At 38.0% G+C, this 22,107-nt stretch carries 21 protein-coding genes; 3 read left to right on the top strand and 18 right to left on the bottom strand.

Features of this window, described 5'->3' with window-relative positions; all coding sequences use genetic code 11:
* Positions 1–12: 12 nt before the first annotated feature.
* From ACQRDX_RS01040 to ACQRDX_RS01020, 5 genes are all read right to left on the bottom strand, one after another.
* Positions 13–1,536 (bottom strand): zinc ribbon domain-containing protein, encoded by a 1,524-nt coding sequence (locus ACQRDX_RS01040; protein WP_427893646.1) that lies wholly within the window; start codon positions 1,534–1,536, stop codon positions 13–15.
* 13 nt (positions 1,537–1,549) lie between these two features.
* Positions 1,550–2,500 carry a DUF6574 domain-containing protein gene (locus tag ACQRDX_RS01035; protein ID WP_427893648.1) on the bottom strand — a complete coding sequence of 317 codons (951 nt, stop codon included), beginning with the start codon at positions 2,498–2,500 and terminating at the stop codon, positions 1,550–1,552.
* Positions 2,501–2,664: 164 nt separating this feature from the next.
* Positions 2,665–3,213: a ribosome hibernation-promoting factor, HPF/YfiA family gene (gene hpf / locus ACQRDX_RS01030; protein ID WP_354369733.1), complete on the bottom strand. Its 549-nt coding sequence runs from the start codon at positions 3,211–3,213 to the stop codon at positions 2,665–2,667.
* 78 nt (positions 3,214–3,291) lie between these two features.
* Entirely contained in the window at positions 3,292–3,954 is a 663-nt protein-coding gene (locus tag ACQRDX_RS01025) for a ComF family protein (protein WP_427893651.1), read from the bottom strand.
* A complete protein-coding gene (locus ACQRDX_RS01020) occupies positions 3,954–5,246 on the bottom strand; it encodes a DEAD/DEAH box helicase (RefSeq protein WP_427893787.1) in 1,293 nt (430 codons plus the stop codon). Before ACQRDX_RS01020 ends, ACQRDX_RS01025 begins: the two co-directional genes overlap by 1 nt.
* Before the next feature lie 57 nt (positions 5,247–5,303).
* On the opposite strand from ACQRDX_RS01020, the gene ACQRDX_RS01015 reads away from it, so the two are divergent.
* Positions 5,304–5,939 carry a YigZ family protein gene (locus ACQRDX_RS01015; RefSeq protein ID WP_427893653.1) on the top strand — a complete coding sequence of 212 codons (636 nt, stop codon included), beginning with the start codon at positions 5,304–5,306 and terminating at the stop codon, positions 5,937–5,939.
* Positions 5,940–6,036: 97 nt separating this feature from the next.
* Positions 6,037–6,966: a cysteine synthase A gene (gene cysK, locus ACQRDX_RS01010; protein WP_427893655.1), complete on the top strand. Its 930-nt coding sequence runs from the start codon at positions 6,037–6,039 to the stop codon at positions 6,964–6,966.
* 82 nt (positions 6,967–7,048) lie between these two features.
* Here cysK and ACQRDX_RS01005 read toward each other — a convergent pair whose 3' ends face one another.
* The 13 genes from ACQRDX_RS01005 to ACQRDX_RS00945 all read right to left on the bottom strand — a co-directional run bounded on the left by ACQRDX_RS01005 (position 7,049) and on the right by ACQRDX_RS00945 (position 21,473).
* Complete coding sequence (locus ACQRDX_RS01005) at positions 7,049–7,405, bottom strand: S1 RNA-binding domain-containing protein (protein WP_427893657.1); 357 nt, start codon at positions 7,403–7,405, stop codon at positions 7,049–7,051.
* Positions 7,405–8,802 carry a Cof-type HAD-IIB family hydrolase gene (locus tag ACQRDX_RS01000; RefSeq protein WP_427893659.1) on the bottom strand — a complete coding sequence of 466 codons (1,398 nt, stop codon included), beginning with the start codon at positions 8,800–8,802 and terminating at the stop codon, positions 7,405–7,407. Before ACQRDX_RS01000 ends, ACQRDX_RS01005 begins: the two co-directional genes overlap by 1 nt.
* Positions 8,803–8,846: 44 nt before the next feature.
* Positions 8,847–9,482 (bottom strand): response regulator, encoded by a 636-nt coding sequence (locus tag ACQRDX_RS00995; RefSeq protein WP_427893661.1) that lies wholly within the window; start codon positions 9,480–9,482, stop codon positions 8,847–8,849.
* Positions 9,469–10,479 (bottom strand): sensor histidine kinase, encoded by a 1,011-nt coding sequence (locus ACQRDX_RS00990; RefSeq protein ID WP_427893663.1) that lies wholly within the window; start codon positions 10,477–10,479, stop codon positions 9,469–9,471. The genes ACQRDX_RS00995 and ACQRDX_RS00990 overlap by 14 nt, the downstream gene beginning before the upstream one ends.
* On the bottom strand, positions 10,476–11,174 hold the full coding sequence (liaF, locus tag ACQRDX_RS00985; RefSeq protein WP_427893665.1) for a cell wall-active antibiotics response protein LiaF: 699 nt from the start codon (positions 11,172–11,174) through the stop codon (positions 10,476–10,478). Before liaF ends, ACQRDX_RS00990 begins: the two co-directional genes overlap by 4 nt.
* Positions 11,175–11,349: 175 nt before the next feature.
* Complete coding sequence (pknB, locus tag ACQRDX_RS00980; protein ID WP_427893667.1) at positions 11,350–13,275, bottom strand: Stk1 family PASTA domain-containing Ser/Thr kinase; 1,926 nt, start codon at positions 13,273–13,275, stop codon at positions 11,350–11,352.
* Positions 13,275–14,015: a Stp1/IreP family PP2C-type Ser/Thr phosphatase gene (locus tag ACQRDX_RS00975; protein WP_427893669.1), complete on the bottom strand. Its 741-nt coding sequence runs from the start codon at positions 14,013–14,015 to the stop codon at positions 13,275–13,277. The genes pknB and ACQRDX_RS00975 overlap by 1 nt, the downstream gene beginning before the upstream one ends.
* A 42-nt stretch (positions 14,016–14,057) precedes the next feature.
* The gene (rsmB, locus tag ACQRDX_RS00970; RefSeq protein ID WP_427893671.1) at positions 14,058–15,380 is read right to left on the bottom strand and encodes a 16S rRNA (cytosine(967)-C(5))-methyltransferase RsmB; all 1,323 of its coding nucleotides are present in this window, start codon (positions 15,378–15,380) and stop codon (positions 14,058–14,060) included.
* Entirely contained in the window at positions 15,370–16,305 is a 936-nt protein-coding gene (gene fmt, locus ACQRDX_RS00965; protein ID WP_427893673.1) for a methionyl-tRNA formyltransferase, read from the bottom strand. Before fmt ends, rsmB begins: the two co-directional genes overlap by 11 nt.
* Before the next feature lie 44 nt (positions 16,306–16,349).
* Complete coding sequence (locus ACQRDX_RS00960; RefSeq protein ID WP_427893675.1) at positions 16,350–18,728, bottom strand: primosomal protein N'; 2,379 nt, start codon at positions 18,726–18,728, stop codon at positions 16,350–16,352.
* 59 nt (positions 18,729–18,787) lie between these two features.
* A complete protein-coding gene (gene rpoZ, locus ACQRDX_RS00955; protein ID WP_354369869.1) occupies positions 18,788–19,105 on the bottom strand; it encodes a DNA-directed RNA polymerase subunit omega in 318 nt (105 codons plus the stop codon).
* Positions 19,106–19,128: 23 nt separating this feature from the next.
* Positions 19,129–19,752: a guanylate kinase gene (gene gmk / locus ACQRDX_RS00950; RefSeq protein ID WP_354369870.1), complete on the bottom strand. Its 624-nt coding sequence runs from the start codon at positions 19,750–19,752 to the stop codon at positions 19,129–19,131.
* A gap of 113 nt (positions 19,753–19,865) precedes the next feature.
* A complete protein-coding gene (locus ACQRDX_RS00945; protein ID WP_354369422.1) occupies positions 19,866–21,473 on the bottom strand; it encodes a ribonuclease Y in 1,608 nt (535 codons plus the stop codon).
* 148 nt (positions 21,474–21,621) lie between these two features.
* Here ACQRDX_RS00945 and ACQRDX_RS00940 point away from each other — a divergent pair, with 148 nt between their 5' ends.
* Positions 21,622–22,104 (top strand): S-ribosylhomocysteine lyase, encoded by a 483-nt coding sequence (locus ACQRDX_RS00940; RefSeq protein ID WP_427893678.1) that lies wholly within the window; start codon positions 21,622–21,624, stop codon positions 22,102–22,104.
* Positions 22,105–22,107: the final 3 nt, after the last annotated feature.

The raw sequence follows: 22,107 nt of genomic DNA, 5'->3' as shown, positions 1-22,107 counted from the left end.
TCAATTGATTATTTATCGTAACGTACTAGTTGAGGATAATTGTTGGCTAGCACCATTTGAGCCGCTAATTAAAAATTGCGTATAATAATCTGAACTATCCATATCAACACTACCATCTCCAACATAGTTAACAATACTAGACCAAGAAAACTCTTGGATTAGACTGCCCGAATTCCTGTGTTGACTAGTATAAGTATAATAAAAATCATAGGTTACTGTGAAGTCAACTTGGTAACTATACTTTCCAAGTGCTTTGACATCTGTAATCTTGATATTGGTAAAATTGATGCTATCTGCCGCTCTATTTTGCGCCTTTTTCATATTAACATCAATCACTTCTTTAACATCTCTATAAAATGAGTTTTCAGTCGTATTCTCAAAAACGGCCTCTAGTCCATTTGGAACAATAAACGTATCTGCATAACTCTCCATTTTAGAGTAGGCCAATTCGATTACCTTTTTAGCAGAAAGTTCATCTAATACCCCTTCTGCTTTTAGTGAAACAATACCACCATCACTAATATCTGATGCTGTTATTGCTTGTGTTTTTTGTACATCCTGACCAAGTTGTTTGGTCACATACAGTTGCTGATCATTGGTCATCAATAATTGGTTAGTTTTATATTCACCATTTGTTAATTGACCAATTTTTTTATCTTCTAAATAAAGATCACCATCTTTTAGATTACTAGTTACTGTAAAGCTTTTTTTCAAAAGGTCCAACGAGAAGCTGGTATTTTGATCTACAATCTTACTATTTTTTAGGTTAATCTTTTGATGATCAATTTCTCCCTTAGCTGAAACACTGTACTCTCCAGGATATTGATGTTTCAAAATCTTACGAAATTCAGAGGAAGTTGTTTTAGAGAACGCCTTATCATTGATCAAAACTTCTAGATTTTTGGTATTTGATGTCACTTCAATATCAACTGGTGTGACAGCGACTTTCCAATCTGGAAAAATCAAATATTTTCGACCAGCCTTCACCATAGTATCCCCAGATAAAAGGTCTTTTTGTTGATGAGGGACTGTCGAGGAGGGACGATGATAACGTAAATCAGAAGTTTTTATAGGTTTTTTAGTGTCACTCCATACCTCATACTGAAGAGAGGCCTCAAAATCATGACCAGCCACTTTCAAATAGCGCTCTGCCACAGCTTTTCTAGAATAATACTGACTTCCTAATAAAAAAACTGATAAGAAAAGGACACTAAATATCATCAGCGTAGTCAGAATGCCCCACTGAAAAGTGGTCAGTTTTCTTTTCTTTGATGGTTGAGATAAAAATGGTGTGATGGTTGTTAATTGAAATTGATTCGCTTTCGCTATTTGAAATTCTTCTATAGACGGCTTACGCCCAACGTACTTTTCAAAAGCATCCAACCATTCCATTTGTGCTTTCTGTACAGATACAGTTTGATGAGATAATTCCTCAAGCGAGAAGCCCTTTTTCTTCGCCTGTTCAAATTCTGGAAAATAAGGATCTCTCCCATGAGCCTCACGAAAGGCTGATAACCATTTATCTTTATTGCTCATATTGCCTTACCGTTTAATAAAAACTAATAAGATTAGAAAAAAGATTTGCCACGTATTCAGCAGCAATGGTTGAAGCAATTAAACCAAAAATGAACATCACCACAGCATTGACCAAAATAGCTAGAATATATTTATAAAACATGTCCATTTCAGAAACATCTCGTGAATGCGCTAGAGCAAAGACGCTTGCTATGCCAAATAAAACAATGCTAGCAATCACCAACAAACTAGACAAACTATAAACACCAATAAGAGTAAACAAGCTTGCTAATCCCATCAATAAAACGTTAATTGAAAAAAGACGACCATACCATTCAATACTTTTAGCAAACGTAAATTCTGCATCACGATACACTAAACGCTTCGCTACAAAGCCTGAAAAGACAACAGAGAAAATATACAAACCTGAAGCTACAAAAATCGCGATAAAAGCAGAAAAACCTACTGGATTTGATGCTGTCTGTGCTTGATTAAATAATGAGCTGAGGTTATTTTGAAAGCTTGCACCTGTACTCCCTATTTTTCTAGCCACAATAAAAATGGTTAAAGTATAAAATAAGGTTAGAAATCCAAGTGCTATCCATCCATTATAAGCATTGGTCTCAACTTCTGATGTTGGAGATTTCCATGCCGAAAGTAACCATTTCCAAAAATCACCTGCTGTTTTTTTAGTTTGCTGCTGAAATTCAGGGTTTAACACAGGAGAGGGTTTTCCTACTTGGGCATTCATAGTCTGTTGAGTCGGAACCTGCTGAGAACTAGCATATACTTGTTGATTTAGCTGCACAGTGTTAGAAGATGGAATTGGCTCCTCAGCAACATCATAAATAGGCGACGTCACTGATTCTACTAAAGGGGATTCCTCTTGAAAATCTCCATTAGCTAGAGCTTGTGCAATTTCCACATCGGTTGCTGCTCTTCCATTGATAGCCTCAAAATATTCCAACCAATCTGTCTTTTTCATCTTTTTCTCCTTTAGTTTGACAATAAAATTTCCTTTATTATATAATTTTTATTCGCCTTTTTCAATATCATCAGCTATCCTAAAAATTTAAAAAGAAAAAACTGATCTGATTATTAGAAAATCAATCTAACAATCAAATCAGCTTATGAAATCTCAAATATTTCTTATTTTGCTTCAATCAAACCTAACTCGCCATCCTCGCGACGATAGAGAACCTTAGTCGCATTGTCTTCAGCATCAGTGTAGATGAAGAAATCATGTCCCAATAAATCCATTTGAAGAAGGGCTTCTTCAACATCCATTGGTTTTAAATTGACATGTTTTGTCCGAACGACTTGAAGTCCTGTTTCCTCTTCAACAACCTCAGCTTCAAACTCTGTTGTGAAGACTTGTCCAGCGGATACTTTCTCACGATGCTTTTTAGCAATTTTTGTTTTATTCTTACGAATCTGACGTTCAATCTTGTCAACAACGAGGTCAACTGAGCCATACATATCTTGAGAAACATCCTCTGCACGAAGTGTGAGTGAATCAAGCAAAATAGTTACTTCCACTTTTGCAGTTTTTTCACGATAAACTTTCAAGTTCACGCGCGCATCCAACTCTTGATCAGCATGGAAATATTTCTCGACTTTGCTAAGCTTAGATTCAACATAGCTGCGGATAGCATCTGTTACTTCAATGTTTTCACCACGAATACTATATTTAATCATAAGATACCTCTTTCTTGTGCTTTAGCACTTTCTTTACACTCTTATTATAACGCTTTCACGAAAAATTGCAAGCGTTTTTTATCTTGAAAGAGAAAAACTTTTGATTTTTTTCACATTTTTTTCAGTAAAGAGCGTTTTCATTAGAGCGATTGTACTTCCTGTTGTATAAATATCATCTACAATAAGTATTTTACTGGGTAAAGCTTGATGTTTTCTTAATCTAAATATCTGATGACTAGCTAAACGCTCTTGTTTTGTTTTACTCGATTGCTTTTTAGAGTCCTTTTTTAACACCAAGTTTTGATAGGGTAATCCTGCAAACTCTAAAAGAGCTGTTACTTGATTAAATCCTCTCTCTTGATAGCGCTCTTCACTCACAGGAACTGGCACAATAGTGTAGCCTTTATATTTCTTTAAAACTTGCTTTAACTCCCTTGAAAAAACAGCAGCAAGATGGTAATCACCTTGAAATTTAAAGCGGCTAAAATACTCTTTCATTTGCTTGTCATAGACATAGAGTGCTTCATGTGCAACTAGCTCTCCCTTCTTTTCCCACATTAAGCAATCTTGACAAACTGAATCTTGATGAGCTCGAAAACATCTTAGACAATGCTTGCCAGTAATTCTTTGAAATTGATTTTTACACTCTTGACAACTATTGTTTCTTTCTGAGCGTAACAGAAAAATATCTAGAAAACCTATTTGATAAGAAATTTCTTGATGACATAGTAAGCAAAGCATCAAAACCCACCTTTTTTATTCATAACTTTAATCTCATGAATCGCTTTTTTCATTGCTCGGCTAATACCATCATGAAAAAAGAGCAATTCTCCATAAGGGCGCTCACTTGCCCGTCCTACTCTTCCCGAAATCTGAACCAAAGAAGACGATTGAAATAAACGATGATTTGCCTCTAGTACAAAAACATCGACACATGGAAAGGTCACTCCCCGTTCTAAAATTGTTGTGGCAACTAGGACATTCAACTTCCCTGTTCTAAATGCTTCAACTTGCTCTGAGCGTGTTAGTGTTTGACTAGAAACAAAACCTATAGCTTCTTTGGGATACAGCTGTGATAAGAGCTTAACAAAATGACTCCCTTCTTCAATATTAGGATAAAAAATTAAGAGAGGGTAACCTGTTTTTCTTTGTCGTTCAAAATAATAACGCCATTTTTTAGAAAGTCTTTGCTTTTGTCTCAACTTCTTCCAATCTCCTAGCCAAACGGTTTTAGGAACCACTAAGGGATGACTATGAAATCGTCTTGCTAAATCCACCTTTTTGATAACTTTTTTTCTCACTTGTTTATCTAGTTCATCTGTTGAAGTAGCAGTCAAAAAGACTTTCACTCCTTCTTTTTTCAAACTACTGTCCACGGCATGATAGAGCATTTTATTATCGACAAAAGGAAAGGCATCCACTTCATCTATAATGATTAGGTCAAAGGCTCGATAAAATTTCAAAAGTTGGTGAGTCGTCGCAATAACCAAAGGACTTCTAACATAGCGCTCGCTCTCACCATGTAAAAGAGAAATAGGACAGGAAAAATCCTTACTCAACCGTTTATATAACTCAACGCAAACATCACGCCTGGGGCTAACTAAGGCAATGGCATGCCCCTTTTTTAACTCTTGATTTAAGGTCTGATAAATCATTTCTGTTTTACCTGCACCTGTGACAGCATGAACTAAAATCGCTTCTTTTTGATCCACTGCTTTTAAAAGAACGTCTGATACTTCTTTTTGATAAGGTGTCAGTTGGCCTTTCCAAATCAGATAATCGTTTTTTGGAAAAACATCTTGCTTAAAATAATAGATAGGCTCTCCTTCAGTCACCCTTCCAAAGACCAAACAAACCCGACAATACTTTTTTCCACTAGGCAAAACATACTTGACCTGATTAGCGCAACGGCCACACCACCATTGACCTCTTTTCTTCTTTAGGGCGGGAAGCTGACTTGCTAATTCTTGCTCCTCTAAGTTTAGTTGAGATTTAACAAACCAGCGACCGTATTTATTTTCTAACATTTCCATCACTATTTTATTCGTTATCTCTTTGTCAAATGAGCTAAAAAATTGTAAAATTTTCTTATGAACTATAAAACTATCAAACAAAACGGCTCTGCCGAGGAAGAAATTAAAAAATCACGGTTTATTTGTCAGCTTAAACGGATTAATAGCGAAGAAGAAGGACGAGACTTCATCGCTCAAATCAAAAAAGAACACTACAAAGCCACTCATTCCTGCTCTGCTATGATTATTGGCGAAGACGGCCAACTCAAACGCTCTAATGACGACGGAGAACCTAGCGGCACTGCTGGTGTTCCTATGTTAACCGTTTTGGAAAAACAAGGGATCACTAATGTTGTTGCTGTTGTCACACGTTATTTTGGTGGGGTTAAACTGGGGGCCGGAGGGCTTATTCGCGCTTATGCAGGTAGCGTTGCCAATGGCTTGCGTGAAATTGGTATTGTTGAAGTAAAAGAATTACAAGGCTTAAAAATTGAACTCACCTATCCCCAATATCAAAATTTCTCCAACTTTTTACAAAGCGAAGGCTTACAAGAATTTGATCCTGATTTCTCTGTCAACGTCACAACTCAGATTTATCTAGACGATGAAAAAGTTACCGAAGTGTCCAATAAACTCATCGAATTCTATCATGGGAAGGTCGTGATTGAAAAAGGTGATAAAAAATTAGTCGAACTTCCTATCCCAACTAACTGATAACTTCTCTTTATCACGGTGATAAAAAATAAGTATTTTACTTTATATCTTATAGGGACTATACTGATATCTATAAACTATTATCGAGGTAAAGCACATGACAAAAATTTATCAAAATATCACAGAATTGGTTGGAAAAACTCCTATTATCAAATTAAATCATCTCGTACCTGAAGGTGCAGCCGATGTTTATGTCAAACTAGAAGCTTTTAACCCAGGGTCTTCCGTTAAAGATCGTATTGCCTTAGCCATGATCGAAGATGCTGAAAAAGCGGGAACTATCAAACCAGGAGACACCATTGTTGAGCCAACAAGTGGAAATACAGGAATTGGGCTAGCTTGGGTCGGAGCTGCTAAAGGATATAAAGTTATCATCGTCATGCCTGAAACTATGAGTGTCGAGCGTCGAAAAATCATTCAAGCTTACGGGGCAGAGTTGGTTCTAACTCCAGGTAGCGAAGGGATGAAAGGAGCAATTGCTAAAGCTCAAGAAATTGCAGAAGAAAAAAATGGATGGGTTCCTTTCCAATTTGTCAATCCTTCTAACCCTAAAATTCACGAAGAAACAACAGGTGTTGAAATCATTGAAGCATTTGGAGAAACAGGACTAGATGCTTTTGTTTCTGGAATTGGAACTGGCGGAACAATTTCTGGTGTTTCCCACGTTTTGAAAAAAACTAATCCTGATGTCAAAATTTATGCCGTTGAAGCTGATGAGTCAGCAGTTCTCTCAGGTGAAGCTCCTGGACCACATAAAATCCAAGGAATCTCAGCTGGCTTCATCCCAGAAACACTTGATACAGATGCTTATGACCAGATTATTCGTGTAAAGTCAGATGATGCTCTTGCAACAGGACGTGCAATTGGAGGTAAAGAAGGTTTCCTTGTGGGAATTTCTTCTGGAGCAGCCATCCATGCAGCACTCGAAGTGGCAAAAGAATTAGGAGCTGGTAAAAAAGTACTTGCAATTTTAGCTGATAATGGTGAACGCTATCTCTCTACAGCTCTCTATGATTTTGAAGTGTAGTATATTATGAAGTAAGGTATTTATCCTTACTTTTTTTATGCAAAGAAAACAAAACTCAGGCTAGAAATCTAGCCTGAGTTTATTAATCTTTATTCAAATGCTCTAGAGCTTCCTTAGTCCAAATTGGTAAGTGTTCCTCTAAAGGTTTAAATCCAATCTTATAGCGACTATTTGAAAAACGGTGACGATGTTGAAAGTGATGCTTTTCCTCCTCAAGTGTTCGAAGGGAGAGACTAGCTTTTTGAGTAAATTCATCAAAATCAACCACTTGAACCAGCACATCTTGCCCAACACTTAAGACATGGTAAATATTGTCAATATAACCTGTCTTAATTTCTGATATATGAATCAAACCCATCGTACCATTTTCAAGACTGACAAAGGCACCATAAGGCTTAATCCCTGTAATGGTTCCTCTGACTTTTTGACCAATTTTCATTAGTCCACAACCTCTACACCAAGAATAACAACATCTTCTTTTGGCTTATCGGCACTATCTGTTTCCACTGCGGAAATGGCATCTAGCACTTCAAATGAAGCCTCATCTGCTAACTGACCAAAAACAGTGTGGCGACGATCTAGGTGAGGAGTGCCACCATTAACATAAACCTCAGCAATTTCTTTTGGCCATCCGCCACGCTCTAACTCCTTAGCATTATAAGGGAAGTTTTTATTTTGAACAATAAAGAATTGACTGCCGTTAGTATTTGGTCCTGCGTTTGCCATGGAAAGAGCCCCACGTAAATTATACAATTCTTCTGAAAATTCATCTTCAAAGCTCTCGCCGTAGATGGACTCTCCTCCCATCCCTGTTCCTGTTGGGTCACCACCTTGAATCATAAAATCTTTAATAATGCGGTGGAAAATGACACCGTCATAGTAGCCATCTTTTGACAAAGCAATAAAGTTTGCTACTGTTTTAGGGGCTTGTTCAGGGAATAATTTAACGACTAAATCACCGTGATTCGTTTTAATAGTGGCTTTTGGACCATTGTGCGCTTCTAAGTTTAATTGTGGAAAGTTTAATTCTTTTTCTACCATACCTAATTTCTCCAAGGCATTAAAAATGCCATCTTCTTCTACTTTATCGGTTACATAATCTGCTTTTTCTTTTAGCTCATTGACAGCATTTCCCATGGCAATTTTTAAACCAGCATAATCAAAAATTTCCATATCATTTGGACCGTCTCCAAATACTAAAAGATTAGCAGGAGTTAATTGTTCCTTTTCTAGAACTGAATTAACGCCAGAAGCTTTCGATATCCCCAATTGAACGACATCTGATGAGTGCTTGTGCCATGGAACTAAGCGAACTTGCTCAGCTAACTCTTTTGGCAATACCAAGTTATCATTGTCTTCTGAGAATGTCCACATATGATAGACATCATTGGTCAGATGAAAGTCTGGATCGACATCACACATGCCATAAACAGGCATCATGGCATCATCAATCAAGCGACAACGGCTAGAAACAACTGGCTTGTCTTTTCCTGCAAATCCATATTCAATTCCTATCTCACGACACCATTTGACATATAATTTAGTAATTTCTGGTGCCAAGGGTTGATTGACAATTTCCTGACCTTTTTTGTCCCGAACATAACTACCATTAATCGTTACAAAATAATCAGGATCTAAGTCACGAATCTCAGGAACAATACCATACATGGCACGTCCTGAAGCAATCCCTGTCAGAATTCCTTTTGCCTTTAAACTGTTAAAAACAGCCGTAACAGATTCTGGCATATAGCCTGTATCTTTGACTCGTAAGGTATCATCAATATCAAAAAAGACAGCTCTTATTTTTTTAGCTTTATACTTTGTCTTTGCATCCATATCGCTTCTCCTTTTATTCGCTCCTACTTATTATAACATGGATTTTAATCTTGTGGGACCAAATGATGTTGAAAAGCATAGACAACTGCTTGTGTGCGGTCATCTACCTCTAGTTTGGCTAGAATATTTGAAACATGTGTTTTTACTGTTTTTAAGGAGATAAAAAGCTCATCTGCAATAGTTTGGTTATCATATCCTTTCGCTAATAAGGCTAATATATCGCGTTCTCTAGCCGTAAGAGACTGATGAAGTTCTGGATGGTTTTGATAATCCTTAATTTTTTTATCTACCTCTGTTTCAATCGCTAATTCACCACAGCTAACCTTACGAATCGCATTTAAAATTTCAGCAGCGCTAGAAGTTTTTAACATATAGCCCTTAGCTCCTGCTTTAATCACGGGATAAATTTTTTCATTATCAAGATAAGAAGTTAGAACTAAAATATTAGCTTCTTTCCATTTTTTTAAAATAGCCAAAGTAGCTTCAACACCATTCATCTCAGGCATGACAAGATCCATCACCACAACATCTGGTTTTAAAGCAAGAGCAAGCTCAATGCCTGCTTTACCATCGCTCGCCTCACCAATAACCTCAATATCAGGTTGTAAATTCAGAAAACTCTTTAACCCCATTCTAACCATCTCATGATCATCTATCAAAATAATCTTAGTTATCTCCATTCTTTTCTCCTTCTACTAAGGGAATGCGTATATCCATCGAAACTCCCCTATCTTTTGCAGACATCAACTTAATTGTTCCTGCCATATCTTTAACTCGATCTTCAATATTTTTTAAACCGTAACTGAGCTCTCTTACTTGGGCTAAATCAAAGCCTTTTCCATTATCGACCATCTTTAGCTGGATATGATTTTCTGTCTGATTCAGGTAAACTTCTAGACAAGTAGCATCTGCATGGCGTAGCGTATTACTAATAAATTCTTGAGCAATCCTAAAAAGATTCGCCTCAATGGTCTTTGGAAGCTTGGTGACATTTTCATGGTAAACCACTTCAATCTCACTTTTGTCTGTCAATTCCTTTAGAATCATTTCAAAACCTTGAGAAAGGGTCTTACCCTCTAATTCAGTGGGTCTCAAATGCAACAAGAGAACCCTAAGATCACTTTGAGCCTTATTGATAATCCCCTCAATACCAATTAACTGCTCATTTAACTGCTCCTTGTCCAAAAAATCCAAGCTAGTTGCTAGACCCGATACCATCATAGCAGAGGCAAACAACTCTTGACTAACAGTATCATGGAGATCCCTTGCAATCCGTTTTCGTTCTTTTTGAATAATCTCTTGCTTGTCAATAATCTCTAAATTGACCGTGTTTTGCAAATTCATGGTTAACTGATTCATCTTATCGGATAATAAGGTCACTGTTTTTCCCAAATCTGTATCATCTTGTTTAGAAATCGGCTTGTTATTTAAAATATGACGAAGGTCTTTATTCAGCAGCCTTTTGGAATTATAATCTGCCACAATGGAAACAAAAAGCAGCATCGCTGTCAATGAAACCGTCAACAAAATAATAGAAAAAATGAATTGCTGTAAGGCAAAAAAATCTTCTGAGATGGTCTTGATGGTGAGTCCAAAACTATCAAGGATGACAGAAACAATGCAAAAGACTGTCACACTAGCATAGAAAAAGAGCAATAAAATCTGACTTTTTTTCATGCTCTCACCACCTCAGTTTGACCTGCAATAATATTAATCACGACTTTTACCTTTTTCACGGCATCTGGGTAGCCACTACTCTGTAATTTGATAGCCTCATTACGCAAGTCATAATCAGTTTGATCGAGAAAACTAATATTACCATAAATACAACTCAAATCCAATTTTACTCCCACATCAACAGGAACGATAATCTTTGTTGGCCCATAGACTTTACGAATAACAATAACATTGTCACAACCTGTCAAAATAACATCATTCAAATTAATGACATCTGTCCCACTTAAGCGAATGACATTAATATCATCAAAAACATAAGAATCATTATCCAGATGCATCTGATAGCCAATCCATTGATGCGGATTATGACGTAAAGCAACTCCATTTTCAACAAAGTGTAAAATCGCTTCACGATTTTTTTTCTTAACTTGAGCAAAATGATTGATAACAGTGTAAGCAACAGCTAATAACAAACCAGCAATCACATAAGGATTTAACATGACAATCATAAACAAAATCAACAAACTAGTCGTCAACCAAAAATTGATTTTATCTCCTAAGTTATAAAATTTTAAAGCAATAAAGGTTAATACTAAAATTAGAACAAAGCGTGACACACTATTTGCTAAAATTGTGACAGCTGCCATTGTTAACAAGAGGGCTTCTGCCAATAAAAATAATTGAAACTTTCTCATAGGACTCCCTTCAATTTATTATTGTAACAAAAGGCTTTCATCTTTTCATCCGTCAGAAGTCTGAAAAAATAAAACAACCCAATCTCATTACAAGTTATAGTCTTATCTAAACATAAACTGAGACTTGATTTGAACATAAAAAGCTTTTAGAAAAATCTAAAAGCTTCTATATTCACTACTCAGTTGAACTACTTTCTGTATCTGTACTAGAGTCTGTTTCAGTCATTGTCGTATCTGTACTAGAATCCGAACTGGTCTTAGAATGAGAACTAGATGATGAACTTGAACTGCTACTTGCGCTCTCACTGTAGCTTTGTACTTCCTCTGTACTAGAGGAGTCTTCAGTTTCCTCTGACAAGTACAAGGTAATATTATCATTTGAACCTAGGCTAAACTGCTCCCCATAATAAGGATAGTGAGCATACACAATGGCTTGACTAGAGGGATTACTAATATCTGTTTTAATTCGAGATGACTTTATTCCTAAATCTTGTAGAATACTCTTAGCATCCGCGTAAGTCATCCCAACCAGATTTGGAATAGATACCATGTCTTCAACTGCTACTTTAAATACAATTTGGTCACTTCCGTTTACAGTAAATGTATTATTTGCGGAAGGAGTTTGATCAATAATTGTTCCTTCTGTGTACTCACTCGTGGAAACTTCTTTTTTAACAATACGGCTCTCATCTATACCATATTCTGATATTAACTCACTTTTTACTGTTTCATAGTCTTGTCCCACATAATCTTTTAAAGTTATCCCACTAATCCCTTTAGAAACAGTGATGCCAACAGTAGCACCAGATTTTCGGGAAGTTCCTGCTTTAGGATCCGTAGAGATGACTATCCCCGACTCCACACTGTCACTAGCTGATTCTGAAACCGTTCCTACTATAAATCCCTGTGCTTCCAGTTCTGATTTCGCCGCTTCCAATGTTTTACCAGTGACATCTGGAACTTGAACAGTAGAGGGACCAGTAAAAGCAAAATAAGCAAAAGCAGCTGAACTAGCTAAAACCAAGAAAAGTAACATGGTTAACATAGCTCTTAGGAAGCCACGCTTTTTCTTTTTAACAGGTTTCTTGGAAGTTTTTGTAGTAGCGTTTTCAGCCTCTGGCAAAGCATCCAGTGCTTTATCGGAACCTAGCTTTTTATTGGACTGTGTTTTTAACAGTTGATCCCTACTGGTTATGGCTGTGCTAGGCTCAGCTTTAGGTAAAATTCGTGTGTCAGTCTGATCTTCAAATTTTACTTTAGCTTCTTTAGCTCGACTAGGATGTAAACACGTCCGTAAATCCATCAGCATATCCATCGTTGACTGATAACGATTCGTTAATTTTTTAGCAGTTGCTTGAATAACGACATTCTCCAATGGTTGAGGAACAGTAGGATTTTCGGATAAAATTGATGGTAGAGGTTTTTGAAAATGTTGCAACGCTATCGTGACAGCACTATCACCATCATAAGGAATGTGCCCCGTCAACATTTCAAACAACATAATCCCCATAGCATAAATATCACTTTGAACTGTTGCCTTCGAGCCTCTAGCTTGCTCAGGTGATAAATAATGCACACTTCCTAACATCGAATTAGTCTGGGTTAAACTCGTCTCTGCAAAAGCAACAGCAATACCAAAATCAGTTACCTTAGCATGCCCGTCTCGTGTTAACAAGACATTTTGTGGTTTTAAATCCCTGTGGATAATCCCTTTTTGATGGGCTAAAGTCATAGCAGACAAGACTTCTTGCATTATCCTGACAGCGACTTGATTAGAAAGCGGAGCATGATCTTGCAGATATTTCTTTAAGTCCTCGCCATCAACATATTCCATTACTAAAAATTGCTGACCGTCTTCTTCACCAATATCACGAATCGACACAATATTAGGATGATCCAATTCAGCCATGGCACGTGCCTCACGCTGAAATCGTGTCACAGCAACCTGATCTGTTTGATAATTTGTCCGAAGAACTTTAATAGCTACTTCTTCATTATCCAGAATCAAATCATTTGCCAAATATACATCAGCCATGCCTCCACGACCGATTGATTTAAGAATACGGTAACGCCCAGCAAATAATTTGCCAATCTGGATCATTACTCATCCTCACTTTCAACTTCTACGAGAGCAACTGTAATATTATCAAAACCTCCTGCTTGATTGGCTTTATCAATGAGTGTCTGAGCTTTGGTATCTAAGGTCATTTCTGAATTTTGAAGAATCTCTGTGATTTCTTGCGAAGACACCATATTGGTTAGACCGTCACTATTCATCAAAATAAGATCCCCTGATAAGAGCCCTACTTCCTCTAAATCAACCTCAACAGGATTGGCTTGTCCGATGGACTGTGTGATAATATTTTTTTGAGGATGTACCTCTGCTTCTTCTGGAGTAATTTGACCAGCTTTAACCAAAGCGTTCACCAAAGAATGATCACTCGTTAACTGTGTATAAGATTGATCTCTAATGAGGCTGATACGAGAATCTCCAACATGAGCATAAACCAAGTGACTACCAATAATAGCCGCTGCTTCTACAGTTGTCCCCATACCTTTAAACTCTTCATCTTGTCCTAACTCATGAACGCGACGATTCACCACGTCAACCATCATTCTAAGCCAGTCCATGATGCTGTTTGGGTCTTGATAATCAGTATCTACCCATGCACAACCAAATTCTGTTACAGTCAATTCGCTAGCGATATTCCCCGCTCTGTGTCCACCCATGCCATCGGCTAAAACGATCAGTGTAACCCCTGATTTATTAACATATTTATTAACATAGTCTTGATTACTTGAACGTTTTTGTCCAATATCTGTTAAAACTGAAATTTTCATACTATGATTATTCTGACTAGGTCAGGTTCCTCCTTCAACAGTTTATAGTTTTTTTCTTAGCTGAGCTATGAAAAAACCATCTGTCATAAATTGTTCAGGTGTGATCATTAAACAACCTTCCACAACAATCTCTGATTTGGGATGTTTAAGTGCTACTTGTTCAAAATCAGGGTGCTGTTCTAAAAATTTGGCGATCACATCTTGATTTTCCTCGTTAAAAATAGTACAAGTGCTATAGGTTATTATACCACCTTTTTTTAGTGTTTGACAAACGCTAGATAGGATTTCCAATTGAATTTTCTGTAAAGACAGAAAATCTTGATTATCTTTATTATATTTAATATCTGGTTTACGACGAATAAGACCAATCCCAGAGCAGGGAGCATCAACTAAAATTTTATCAAAATGTTCTTTTGGAAAATGTGCATGCACTTGCGTTGCATCTAACTTTTGTGTGCTAATCTTATCGGCTACTCCCATTCGTTGAGCATTTTCATTTACGAGAGCTAATTTATGATCATAGAGATCAAGCGCTGTAATATGACCGCTGGTTAGATAAGAAGCCATATGAACCGTTTTTCCACCTGGTGCGCTACAAGCATCAAGCATGGTCTCCCACCCCTCTATTTCTAAAGTAGGTGCTACCAACTGGCTCGTTTCATCTTGGATAGTTATTTGTCCATTTTTAAAGGCTTGACTAGCTGCAAAATGTCCTGATGATTTGACTAAGCCTACCGGTGACAAGATGGACTTTTCTGACTGGGTAGCCTGTGCCAAGTACTCCAAATCCGATACCTTTGCAACACGAACACTAGCTTTATTTCTAACAAATAAACTCTTAAAAATAGCTTCTGCCCGCTCTACCCCAAACTGCTCAATCAATTTTTTTACTAACCAAACCGGCAAAGAATATTGGATGGAATAGCGCTTATTGATACGTTTAATCGTTGAAAAGTCTCTAACACCTTCACGCTCAATGCGGCGTAAGACAGCGTTAACCAGTTTCTCTACACCTTTTTTATTCCCACGATTTTTAGCAATGGTAACCGCATCATTTACAATGGCATGATTAGGGACCTTATCTAAGTAAAGCATTTGATAGAGACTCAGTAACAAAAGGGTGTAAACCCATGGCTCCAAGCGGTCACGATCCTCAATAAAATAAGCTAGATGCCATTCTAACGTCAGTTTTCTAGCAACTGTCCCATAAACAATCTCAGTAACCAAACCTTTATCTTTATCAGATAGGTGTGATTGTGTTAACTGCTTATTCAGAGCGATATTAGAATACGCTCCATCTCTAAAAACTTCTTCTAAAATCTGAAGCGCCTGTCCACGACTTGTCTTTTTCCAATCACTGGCCAAATTGATCACCTACTTGTATCTCACGCCCAACACCATTTAAAAAGTCCACAACTGCCATCTTAGGCTTACCAGCAGGCTGTACTGTTTTCAGCGATAAAGCGCCATTTCCTGCTGCTACAATTAGACTCTTCTTGGTTTTTTCAATCACCTGACCAGGAATCCCTTCCCCTTCAACTGGAGTGGCTTCATAAATTTTAAAGCGTTTTCCTTGATAAAGCGTATGAGCTACTGGCCACGGGTACATCCCTCTAATCTGATTAAAGAGCTCACGCGAACTCTTTGACCATTCCAAACTTTCCTCTTCTGCTGTGATATTAGGAGAAAACGTAGCCTGACTCTCATCTTGAGGCTCAGGCTTCAAATGACCTGCTATATAATCTGGAAGGGTAGCAAGAAGCAAATCACGTCCAACCACTGCTAATTTGGCAAACATGGTCCCAACATTATCCTCATCTGTGATGGGAATGGCACGTTTTGAAATCATATCTCCGGCATCCATCTTCTTAACCATCTCCATAATGGTCACTCCTGCTTCTTTTTCCCCATTAATAATTGCATAGTGAATTGGGGCTCCTCCACGGTATTTGGGTAGAAGCGAAGCATGTACGTTAACTGAAAATGAAACAGATTGCAAGAGTTTTTCTGGTAAAAACTGTCCAAAAGCTGCTGTCACAATCCCATCTGCACCTAGCGCCATCAACTCATCCATCTCTGGACTGCCTGATAGTTTTTCTGGTTGATAGATTGGCAAACCTTTTTCAAGTGCCAACTCTTTGACAGGCGTCATCTTTATTTCTCTTTTACGTCCCACTGCGCGATCAGGTTGTGTCACCACAGCTAAAATCTGATAGTCTGAATGTGATAACAAGCCATCTAGGACCGTCGCAGAAAAATCTGGTGTTCCCATAAAAATCAATTTTGTCATGTCATACCTCTAAATTCTTTTTTCTATTATACCACAGCCATGTATTAGACAAAATTCTGTGGCTCATGGTCAATAATCAAGCGTAAATCTTTTTGACCTGGAAGTTGAGTCCAAGCTAAAATCTGATTTAGAGCCTCCTCCAAATGATCCTCAAAACGATACTTGATCATGACTTGATAATGGTAAAGGTTGTGGGTTCTTGCAATAGGTTTTGGAGCTGGTCCTAAAAACTTGGCTTGCAAAGACAGATGTTCTTTCAACAAGGCTAGTACCTCGTAACTTTTTTGCGTCACCACTCCTTCATCTTTATGAGATAAGGTCAGTCCAACCGTATAGTAGTAGGGAGGATACTGCATTTGATGGCGAATAGCCATCTCATGACGATAAAATGCCTCATAGTCCTGCTCTTTTGCTAGGGCAATGGCATAATGCTTTGGATTATAAGTTTGAATAAGAACTTCGCCAGCCTTGTCTGCACGACCAGCACGACCAGCTACTTGCGTTAAAAGTTGAAAAGTACGCTCACTCGATCTAAAATCTGGCAGATTTAAAGCCGTATCGGCATTTAAAACTCCTACTAAGGTCACATTAGGAAAATCCAAGCCCTTAGCAATCATCTGAGTTCCCAATAAAATATCAGCCTCTCCTTTTCCAAACTGATCCAGCAAAGTCTCATGAGCCCCTTTTTGACGCGTTGTATCAACATCCATTCGGATGATCCTAGCATTAGGAAAAGCTTCTAATAACTCATCATAAGCCTTTTGAGTGCCTGTTCCATAATAACGGATACTTCTAGAATGACAATTAGGGCATAGCCTTGGGATAGACTTTTCATAAGCACAGTAATGGCAATTCATCGTCTTGGTATCCATGTGGAGCGTCAAGGAAATATCACAATTAGGACAAGTATCTACATAAGCACAATCACGGCACATGACAAAACTGGAATAACCACGTCGATTTAGCATTAAGACAATCTGCTCTTTCTTAGCCAAACGCTCTCCTATTTTTTCTAACAAAGGAGGCGTGAAATTAGAGAGCTCTTGTTGTCCAATATAGTCCCTAAAATCAACAATAGCCACATCTGGAATCTGCGCCAAAGGATTGGCACGCTTGGTCAGTAAAAGATGACGATAGACGCCTTTACTGGCGCGTGCACGACTTTCAATACTTGGTGTTGCACTCCCTAAAACCAAACTAGCCCCATGATAATTGGCACGTAAAATAGCAACATCACGAGCATGATATCTAGGATTAGACTCTTGTTTATAGGAGGATTCATGCTCCTCGTCAATTATAATGGCACCAATATTATCTAAGGGCGCAAAGATTGCAGATCTAGCTCCAACTACTACTTGAGCCTCCTTATTTTTTATCTTGCGCCATTCATCATATTTCTCACCATCAGACAAGCCTGAGTGTAAAATCGCTACCTTTTCTCCAAATCGAGAAATAAAACGCTTCGTCATCTGAGGGGTTAGAGAAATCTCAGGAACCAGGACAATCGCTGTTTTCCCCATCTTCAGTACCCGATCAATAACATGAAGATAGACTTCTGTTTTGCCACTACCAGTAATCCCTTGTAAGAGAGTCGGACGATTTTCTCCTACTTGAGAAAGGATGGCTTTAACCGCTTGATTCTGCTCTTCATTTAAGGCAAGGAAAGTCTCTTTTTCTATCCCCTCAAAATAGATATCACTGCGGTTAACAGCAACCTCTACCACCTCTAGTAAACCTTCTTTGACAAAATAAGTCACTACATCACGAGAAAATAAGTCATATAATTCCTTTAAGGTTCCCTTATAAGAAGATTTTAGTAGAAGATAGTCCTTTAACTGCTGACGTTTCTTCGCCCGATTACTAATAGTGTGCTCCTGTAATCTAGACACCCTAACTTGATAGTGTTTTTCAGTTTTAATCGTTTGCTTATCTTTTGCCAGATAAGTCACCTTGATTTTCCCTTGGCTAACGAATTGCGCTGCTTTCTCTCTTAAAACAGGTGATAAGTCTGAAAATAAAATACCCGATTTTCCTTTAAAAAGTACACTCCTGTCCTCCTCGGATAAGATTTCTTCAGCTTCTAACCATTTGTCGTAGGTTGACTGTAGTAGATTTGGCAACATGGCTTTTAAGATGGAGATTTTATAAGAAAAAACAGTTTTTCTCATTTGATCTGCTAAAAAGAGCTGTTCTTGGCTCAAAACTGGTTCTAAATCAAGAACCTCACCAATCGTTTTTAACTCTTTCCCCTCATTGTCCTCCAAACCAACCACAAATCCTTGTAAAAGCCGATTGCCACGTCCAAATGGAACATGAACACGCATTCCCTCAGCAATAAAAGTCCCTTCTGGAACAAGGTAAGAGAAGGGTTTATCCGTCTGCTGTAGTGGAATATCCACAATAACTTTAGCAATTTTAGGCATCTCTCTCCTCCTATTCTTCCTTTAGCGATTGAATTGAAAAATCTAAGATTGAAACAACCTTAGATTTTTTCTCCTTCTTCTTCTTTTTCTTTTGCAATCTGTTCTTTGATTTTACGTTCTTCCTCTTCTGCTGCTAAGCGAGCCTCCTCTGCACGACGGCGGACAGCTTGACGCTTAGACTCTGGATCTGGATGAACTACAACATTACCAGACTCAATTTCCTCTAAGGCACGCAAGGTAGATTTCACAGATTTGAACTCTTGAGTAGGCTCTGCACCTGCTTCTAATTCATGTGCGCGTTTTGCTTGTAAAATTACAAGAGAGTACTTTGATGGTACCTTGTCCAACAACTTATCAATAGACGGTTTTAACATCATAACTTTTTACCACTTTTCTATTTTTATCTTTTTGTCTCAATAGCAACCATATCCGTATAACGTCCGATGACACGATCAACACGAAAATGTTCTGCTTCAATAATACGTTTCACACGCTCCGCTGCTAAAGGAACCTCATCGTTAACAACGGCATAATCATACTCACGCATCAAGGCAATCTCTTCTTTAGCACGTTCAATACGTTGGTGAATGACATCTGCGCTATCTGTACCACGTCCAACAAGACGACCTTTTAATTCTTCTAAATCAGGTGGCGTTAAAAAAATAAAGACACCATCTGGCACTTTTGATTTAACTTGAAGCGCTCCTTGTACTTCAATTTCAAGGAAAACATCAATCCCTTTATCTAAGGTCTCATTGACATAGGTTAAGGGCGTGCCATAATAATTTCCAACATACTCAGCATACTCTAACATCTGCCCTTGCTTGATGAGTTCTTCAAACTCTTCGCGCGTACGGAAATGATAGTCTACACCATCAACCTCACCTGGACGTTGTGGACGTGTCGTCATTGATACTGAATATTCAAATTTATTGCCTGGGTGACTAAAAATTTCTTGTCTGACTGTCCCTTTTCCCACACCTGATGGGCCTGAGAAAACAATCAATAAACCACGTTCCGTCATCTTGTCTCCTTAATTGTCTTTCTACCTAGTTTATCAAAAATCATCTATTTTTTCAATACTTATCTCTATGCTAGATACCTCTGGCCAATAAAAAAACAGCCAAAGCTGTCTTTTTATTTTGCATAATCTATCGCACGTAACTCGCGAATGACCGTTACCTTAATATTTCCTGGGTAATCCAAGTTTTGTTCAATCTTTTCACGAATCTTATGTGCTAAAATCGTCACTTGATCATCAGAGACTTTATTCGGTTGAACCATGATTCGAATTTCACGTCCTGCTTGGAGGGCAAAACTAGTTTGTACACCATCAAAACTTGTCGCAATCTCTTCTAAATCACGAAGACGCTTAATATAATTTTCCATTGATTCATTACGAGCTCCTGGACGAGCTGAACTCAAGGCATCTGCCGCGGCAACTAAAACCGCAATAACATTATCTGGTTCAACATCTCCATGGTGGCTAGCAATTGTATTCACTACAACAGGATGCTCTTTATATTTGCGGGCAAATTCTGTTCCAATCTCAACATGACTCCCCTCGACCTCACGATCAATAGCTTTCCCCATATCATGCAAGAAACCTGCTCGACGAGCTAGCGCAACATTCTCACCCAACTCACCTGCTAAAATACCAGCGAGCTTACCAACTTCTACAGAGTGACGGAGAACATTTTGCCCGTAGCTTGTCCTAAACTGTAACCGTCCCATGATTTTAATCAAATCAGGATGCAAATTCAAAGCACCAATCTCAAAAGCGGCCGCTTCTCCATATTCTCGGATACGGTGATCCATCTCTAGTCGATTTTTTTCAACCAACTCTTCGATACGGGCTGGATGAATCCGTCCATCTTGAATAAGAGCTTCAAGAGTCATTCGAGCAATCTCTCGGCGAATCGGATCAAATCCTGATAAAACAACCACCTCTGGTGTGTCATCGATGATAATATCAATACCAGTTAAACTCTCAAGAGTACGAATATTACGCCCTTCTCGACCGATAATCCGTCCTTTCATGCTATCATCTGGCAGGTGGACTGTTGTAATAGTATGCTCTGTCACATAATCACCAGCAAGGCGTTGCATCGCTTGAGATAACAAATCCTTAGCCATCTTATCAGACTTATCTTTAACCTCAAGCTCCGCTTCTTTTATGCGACTGGCAATCTCATGAGTTAAGTTATTCTCTGTCTCTGTTAAGATAATCTCACGCGCTTCTGCAATAGTCATGGCAGCAACGCGTTCTAATTCTGATTTCTTTTCTTCTTCTAATTGGGCAACTTGTTCTTCACGCTCATCAATGTATCTAGATTTATCTGAAAGACTTTGTTCTTTTTGTTCGAGTAGCTTTTCTTTTCCACTCAAATTTTCATCCTTACGATCAAGAGAAGAGGCACGTTCTGTTAGACGTGTTTCCATTTGTTTCAACTCTTGCTTTTCGGATTTAAACTCTTTTTCAATCTCTTCACGATATCTTCTAGCTTCTTCCTTTGCCTCTAAAAGTAACTCTTTTTTATAAGCTTTACCTTCTCTGTCTGCCGTTTGTTTAATCTGTTCAGCATCTACTTGAGCTTGACTTCTTAAATTAACAGCATCTTGTTCAGCATTTAAAAGCGTTAGTTCTGCTGCTTCTTTAGCCGACTTTAATCGAGCTGAAATAACAACATAACCAAGGACTAAACCAATGAGAGAAAAAACAAGTGCTAAAATCACATTTAGCATGTCTTCCTCCTTAATATCTTTTTTCTATTTTCGATAGAAAACCGAATTCTATTTTAACATAAATTAAGCCTTTTCACAATGAAAAAACCAACCCATTTGCTGACAAAATATGATATGATAACTGTACCAATAAAAAAGGAGAAAAAACATGCCAAAAGATGTTACTGTCGAAAGCTTTGAGCTTGATCATACAATTGTAAAAGCCCCTTATATCCGATTGATTTCAGAAGAATTTGGGCCAAAGGGAGATGTCATTACTAACTTTGATGTCAGACTGGTTCAACCAAACGAGGATGCTATTCCTACGTCTGGCTTACACACTATCGAACACCTCTTAGCTAAATTGATTCGTCAACGCATGGACGGACTTATAGATTGCTCACCATTTGGGTGCCGAACAGGCTTTCACATGATTGTCTGGGGGCAGCCTACAGCAACTGAGATTGCTAAAGTTATCAAATCTAGTCTAGAAGAAATCGCCACAAAGACAACTTGGGAAGATGTCCCTGGAACAACTATTGAGTCCTGCGGTAATTACAAGGACCACAGTCTTTTTTCAGCAAAAGAATGGGCTAAACTTATTTTAGAACAAGGAATCTCAGATCAAGCTTTTGAGCGTCATATTATTTAAAAA

The organism is Streptococcus sp. SGI.013 (assembly GCF_050315295.1).
In the GTDB taxonomy this organism is placed as follows: domain Bacteria; phylum Bacillota; class Bacilli; order Lactobacillales; family Streptococcaceae; genus Streptococcus; species Streptococcus porcorum.
This window is presented reverse-complemented; position numbering and strand designations above follow the sequence as displayed.

Bases quoted from the DNA above. Each gene is read 5' to 3' on its own strand.
- ACQRDX_RS01040 (WP_427893646.1), bottom strand. From the start codon at position 1,536: ATGAGCAATAAAGATAAATGGTTATCAGCCTTTCGTGAGGCTCATGGG.
- ACQRDX_RS01035 (WP_427893648.1), bottom strand. From the start codon at position 2,500: ATGAAAAAGACAGATTGGTTGGAATATTTTGAGGCTATCAATGGAAGA.
- hpf (WP_354369733.1), bottom strand. From the start codon at position 3,213: ATGATTAAATATAGTATTCGTGGTGAAAACATTGAAGTAACAGATGCT.
- ACQRDX_RS01025 (WP_427893651.1), bottom strand. From the start codon at position 3,954: ATGCTTTGCTTACTATGTCATCAAGAAATTTCTTATCAAATAGGTTTT.
- ACQRDX_RS01020 (WP_427893787.1), bottom strand. From the start codon at position 5,246: ATGGAAATGTTAGAAAATAAATACGGTCGCTGGTTTGTTAAATCTCAA.
- ACQRDX_RS01015 (WP_427893653.1), top strand. From the start codon at position 5,304: ATGAACTATAAAACTATCAAACAAAACGGCTCTGCCGAGGAAGAAATT.
- cysK (WP_427893655.1), top strand. From the start codon at position 6,037: ATGACAAAAATTTATCAAAATATCACAGAATTGGTTGGAAAAACTCCT.
- ACQRDX_RS01005 (WP_427893657.1), bottom strand. From the start codon at position 7,405: ATGAAAATTGGTCAAAAAGTCAGAGGAACCATTACAGGGATTAAGCCT.
- ACQRDX_RS01000 (WP_427893659.1), bottom strand. From the start codon at position 8,802: ATGGATGCAAAGACAAAGTATAAAGCTAAAAAAATAAGAGCTGTCTTT.
- ACQRDX_RS00995 (WP_427893661.1), bottom strand. From the start codon at position 9,482: ATGGAGATAACTAAGATTATTTTGATAGATGATCATGAGATGGTTAGA.
- ACQRDX_RS00990 (WP_427893663.1), bottom strand. From the start codon at position 10,479: ATGAAAAAAAGTCAGATTTTATTGCTCTTTTTCTATGCTAGTGTGACA.
- liaF (WP_427893665.1), bottom strand. From the start codon at position 11,174: ATGAGAAAGTTTCAATTATTTTTATTGGCAGAAGCCCTCTTGTTAACA.
- pknB (WP_427893667.1), bottom strand. From the start codon at position 13,275: ATGATCCAGATTGGCAAATTATTTGCTGGGCGTTACCGTATTCTTAAA.
- ACQRDX_RS00975 (WP_427893669.1), bottom strand. From the start codon at position 14,015: ATGAAAATTTCAGTTTTAACAGATATTGGACAAAAACGTTCAAGTAAT.
- fmt (WP_427893673.1), bottom strand. From the start codon at position 16,305: ATGACAAAATTGATTTTTATGGGAACACCAGATTTTTCTGCGACGGTC.
- ACQRDX_RS00960 (WP_427893675.1), bottom strand. From the start codon at position 18,728: ATGCCTAAAATTGCTAAAGTTATTGTGGATATTCCACTACAGCAGACG.
- rpoZ (WP_354369869.1), bottom strand. From the start codon at position 19,105: ATGATGTTAAAACCGTCTATTGATAAGTTGTTGGACAAGGTACCATCA.
- gmk (WP_354369870.1), bottom strand. From the start codon at position 19,752: ATGACGGAACGTGGTTTATTGATTGTTTTCTCAGGCCCATCAGGTGTG.
- ACQRDX_RS00945 (WP_354369422.1), bottom strand. From the start codon at position 21,473: ATGCTAAATGTGATTTTAGCACTTGTTTTTTCTCTCATTGGTTTAGTC.
- ACQRDX_RS00940 (WP_427893678.1), top strand. From the start codon at position 21,622: ATGCCAAAAGATGTTACTGTCGAAAGCTTTGAGCTTGATCATACAATT.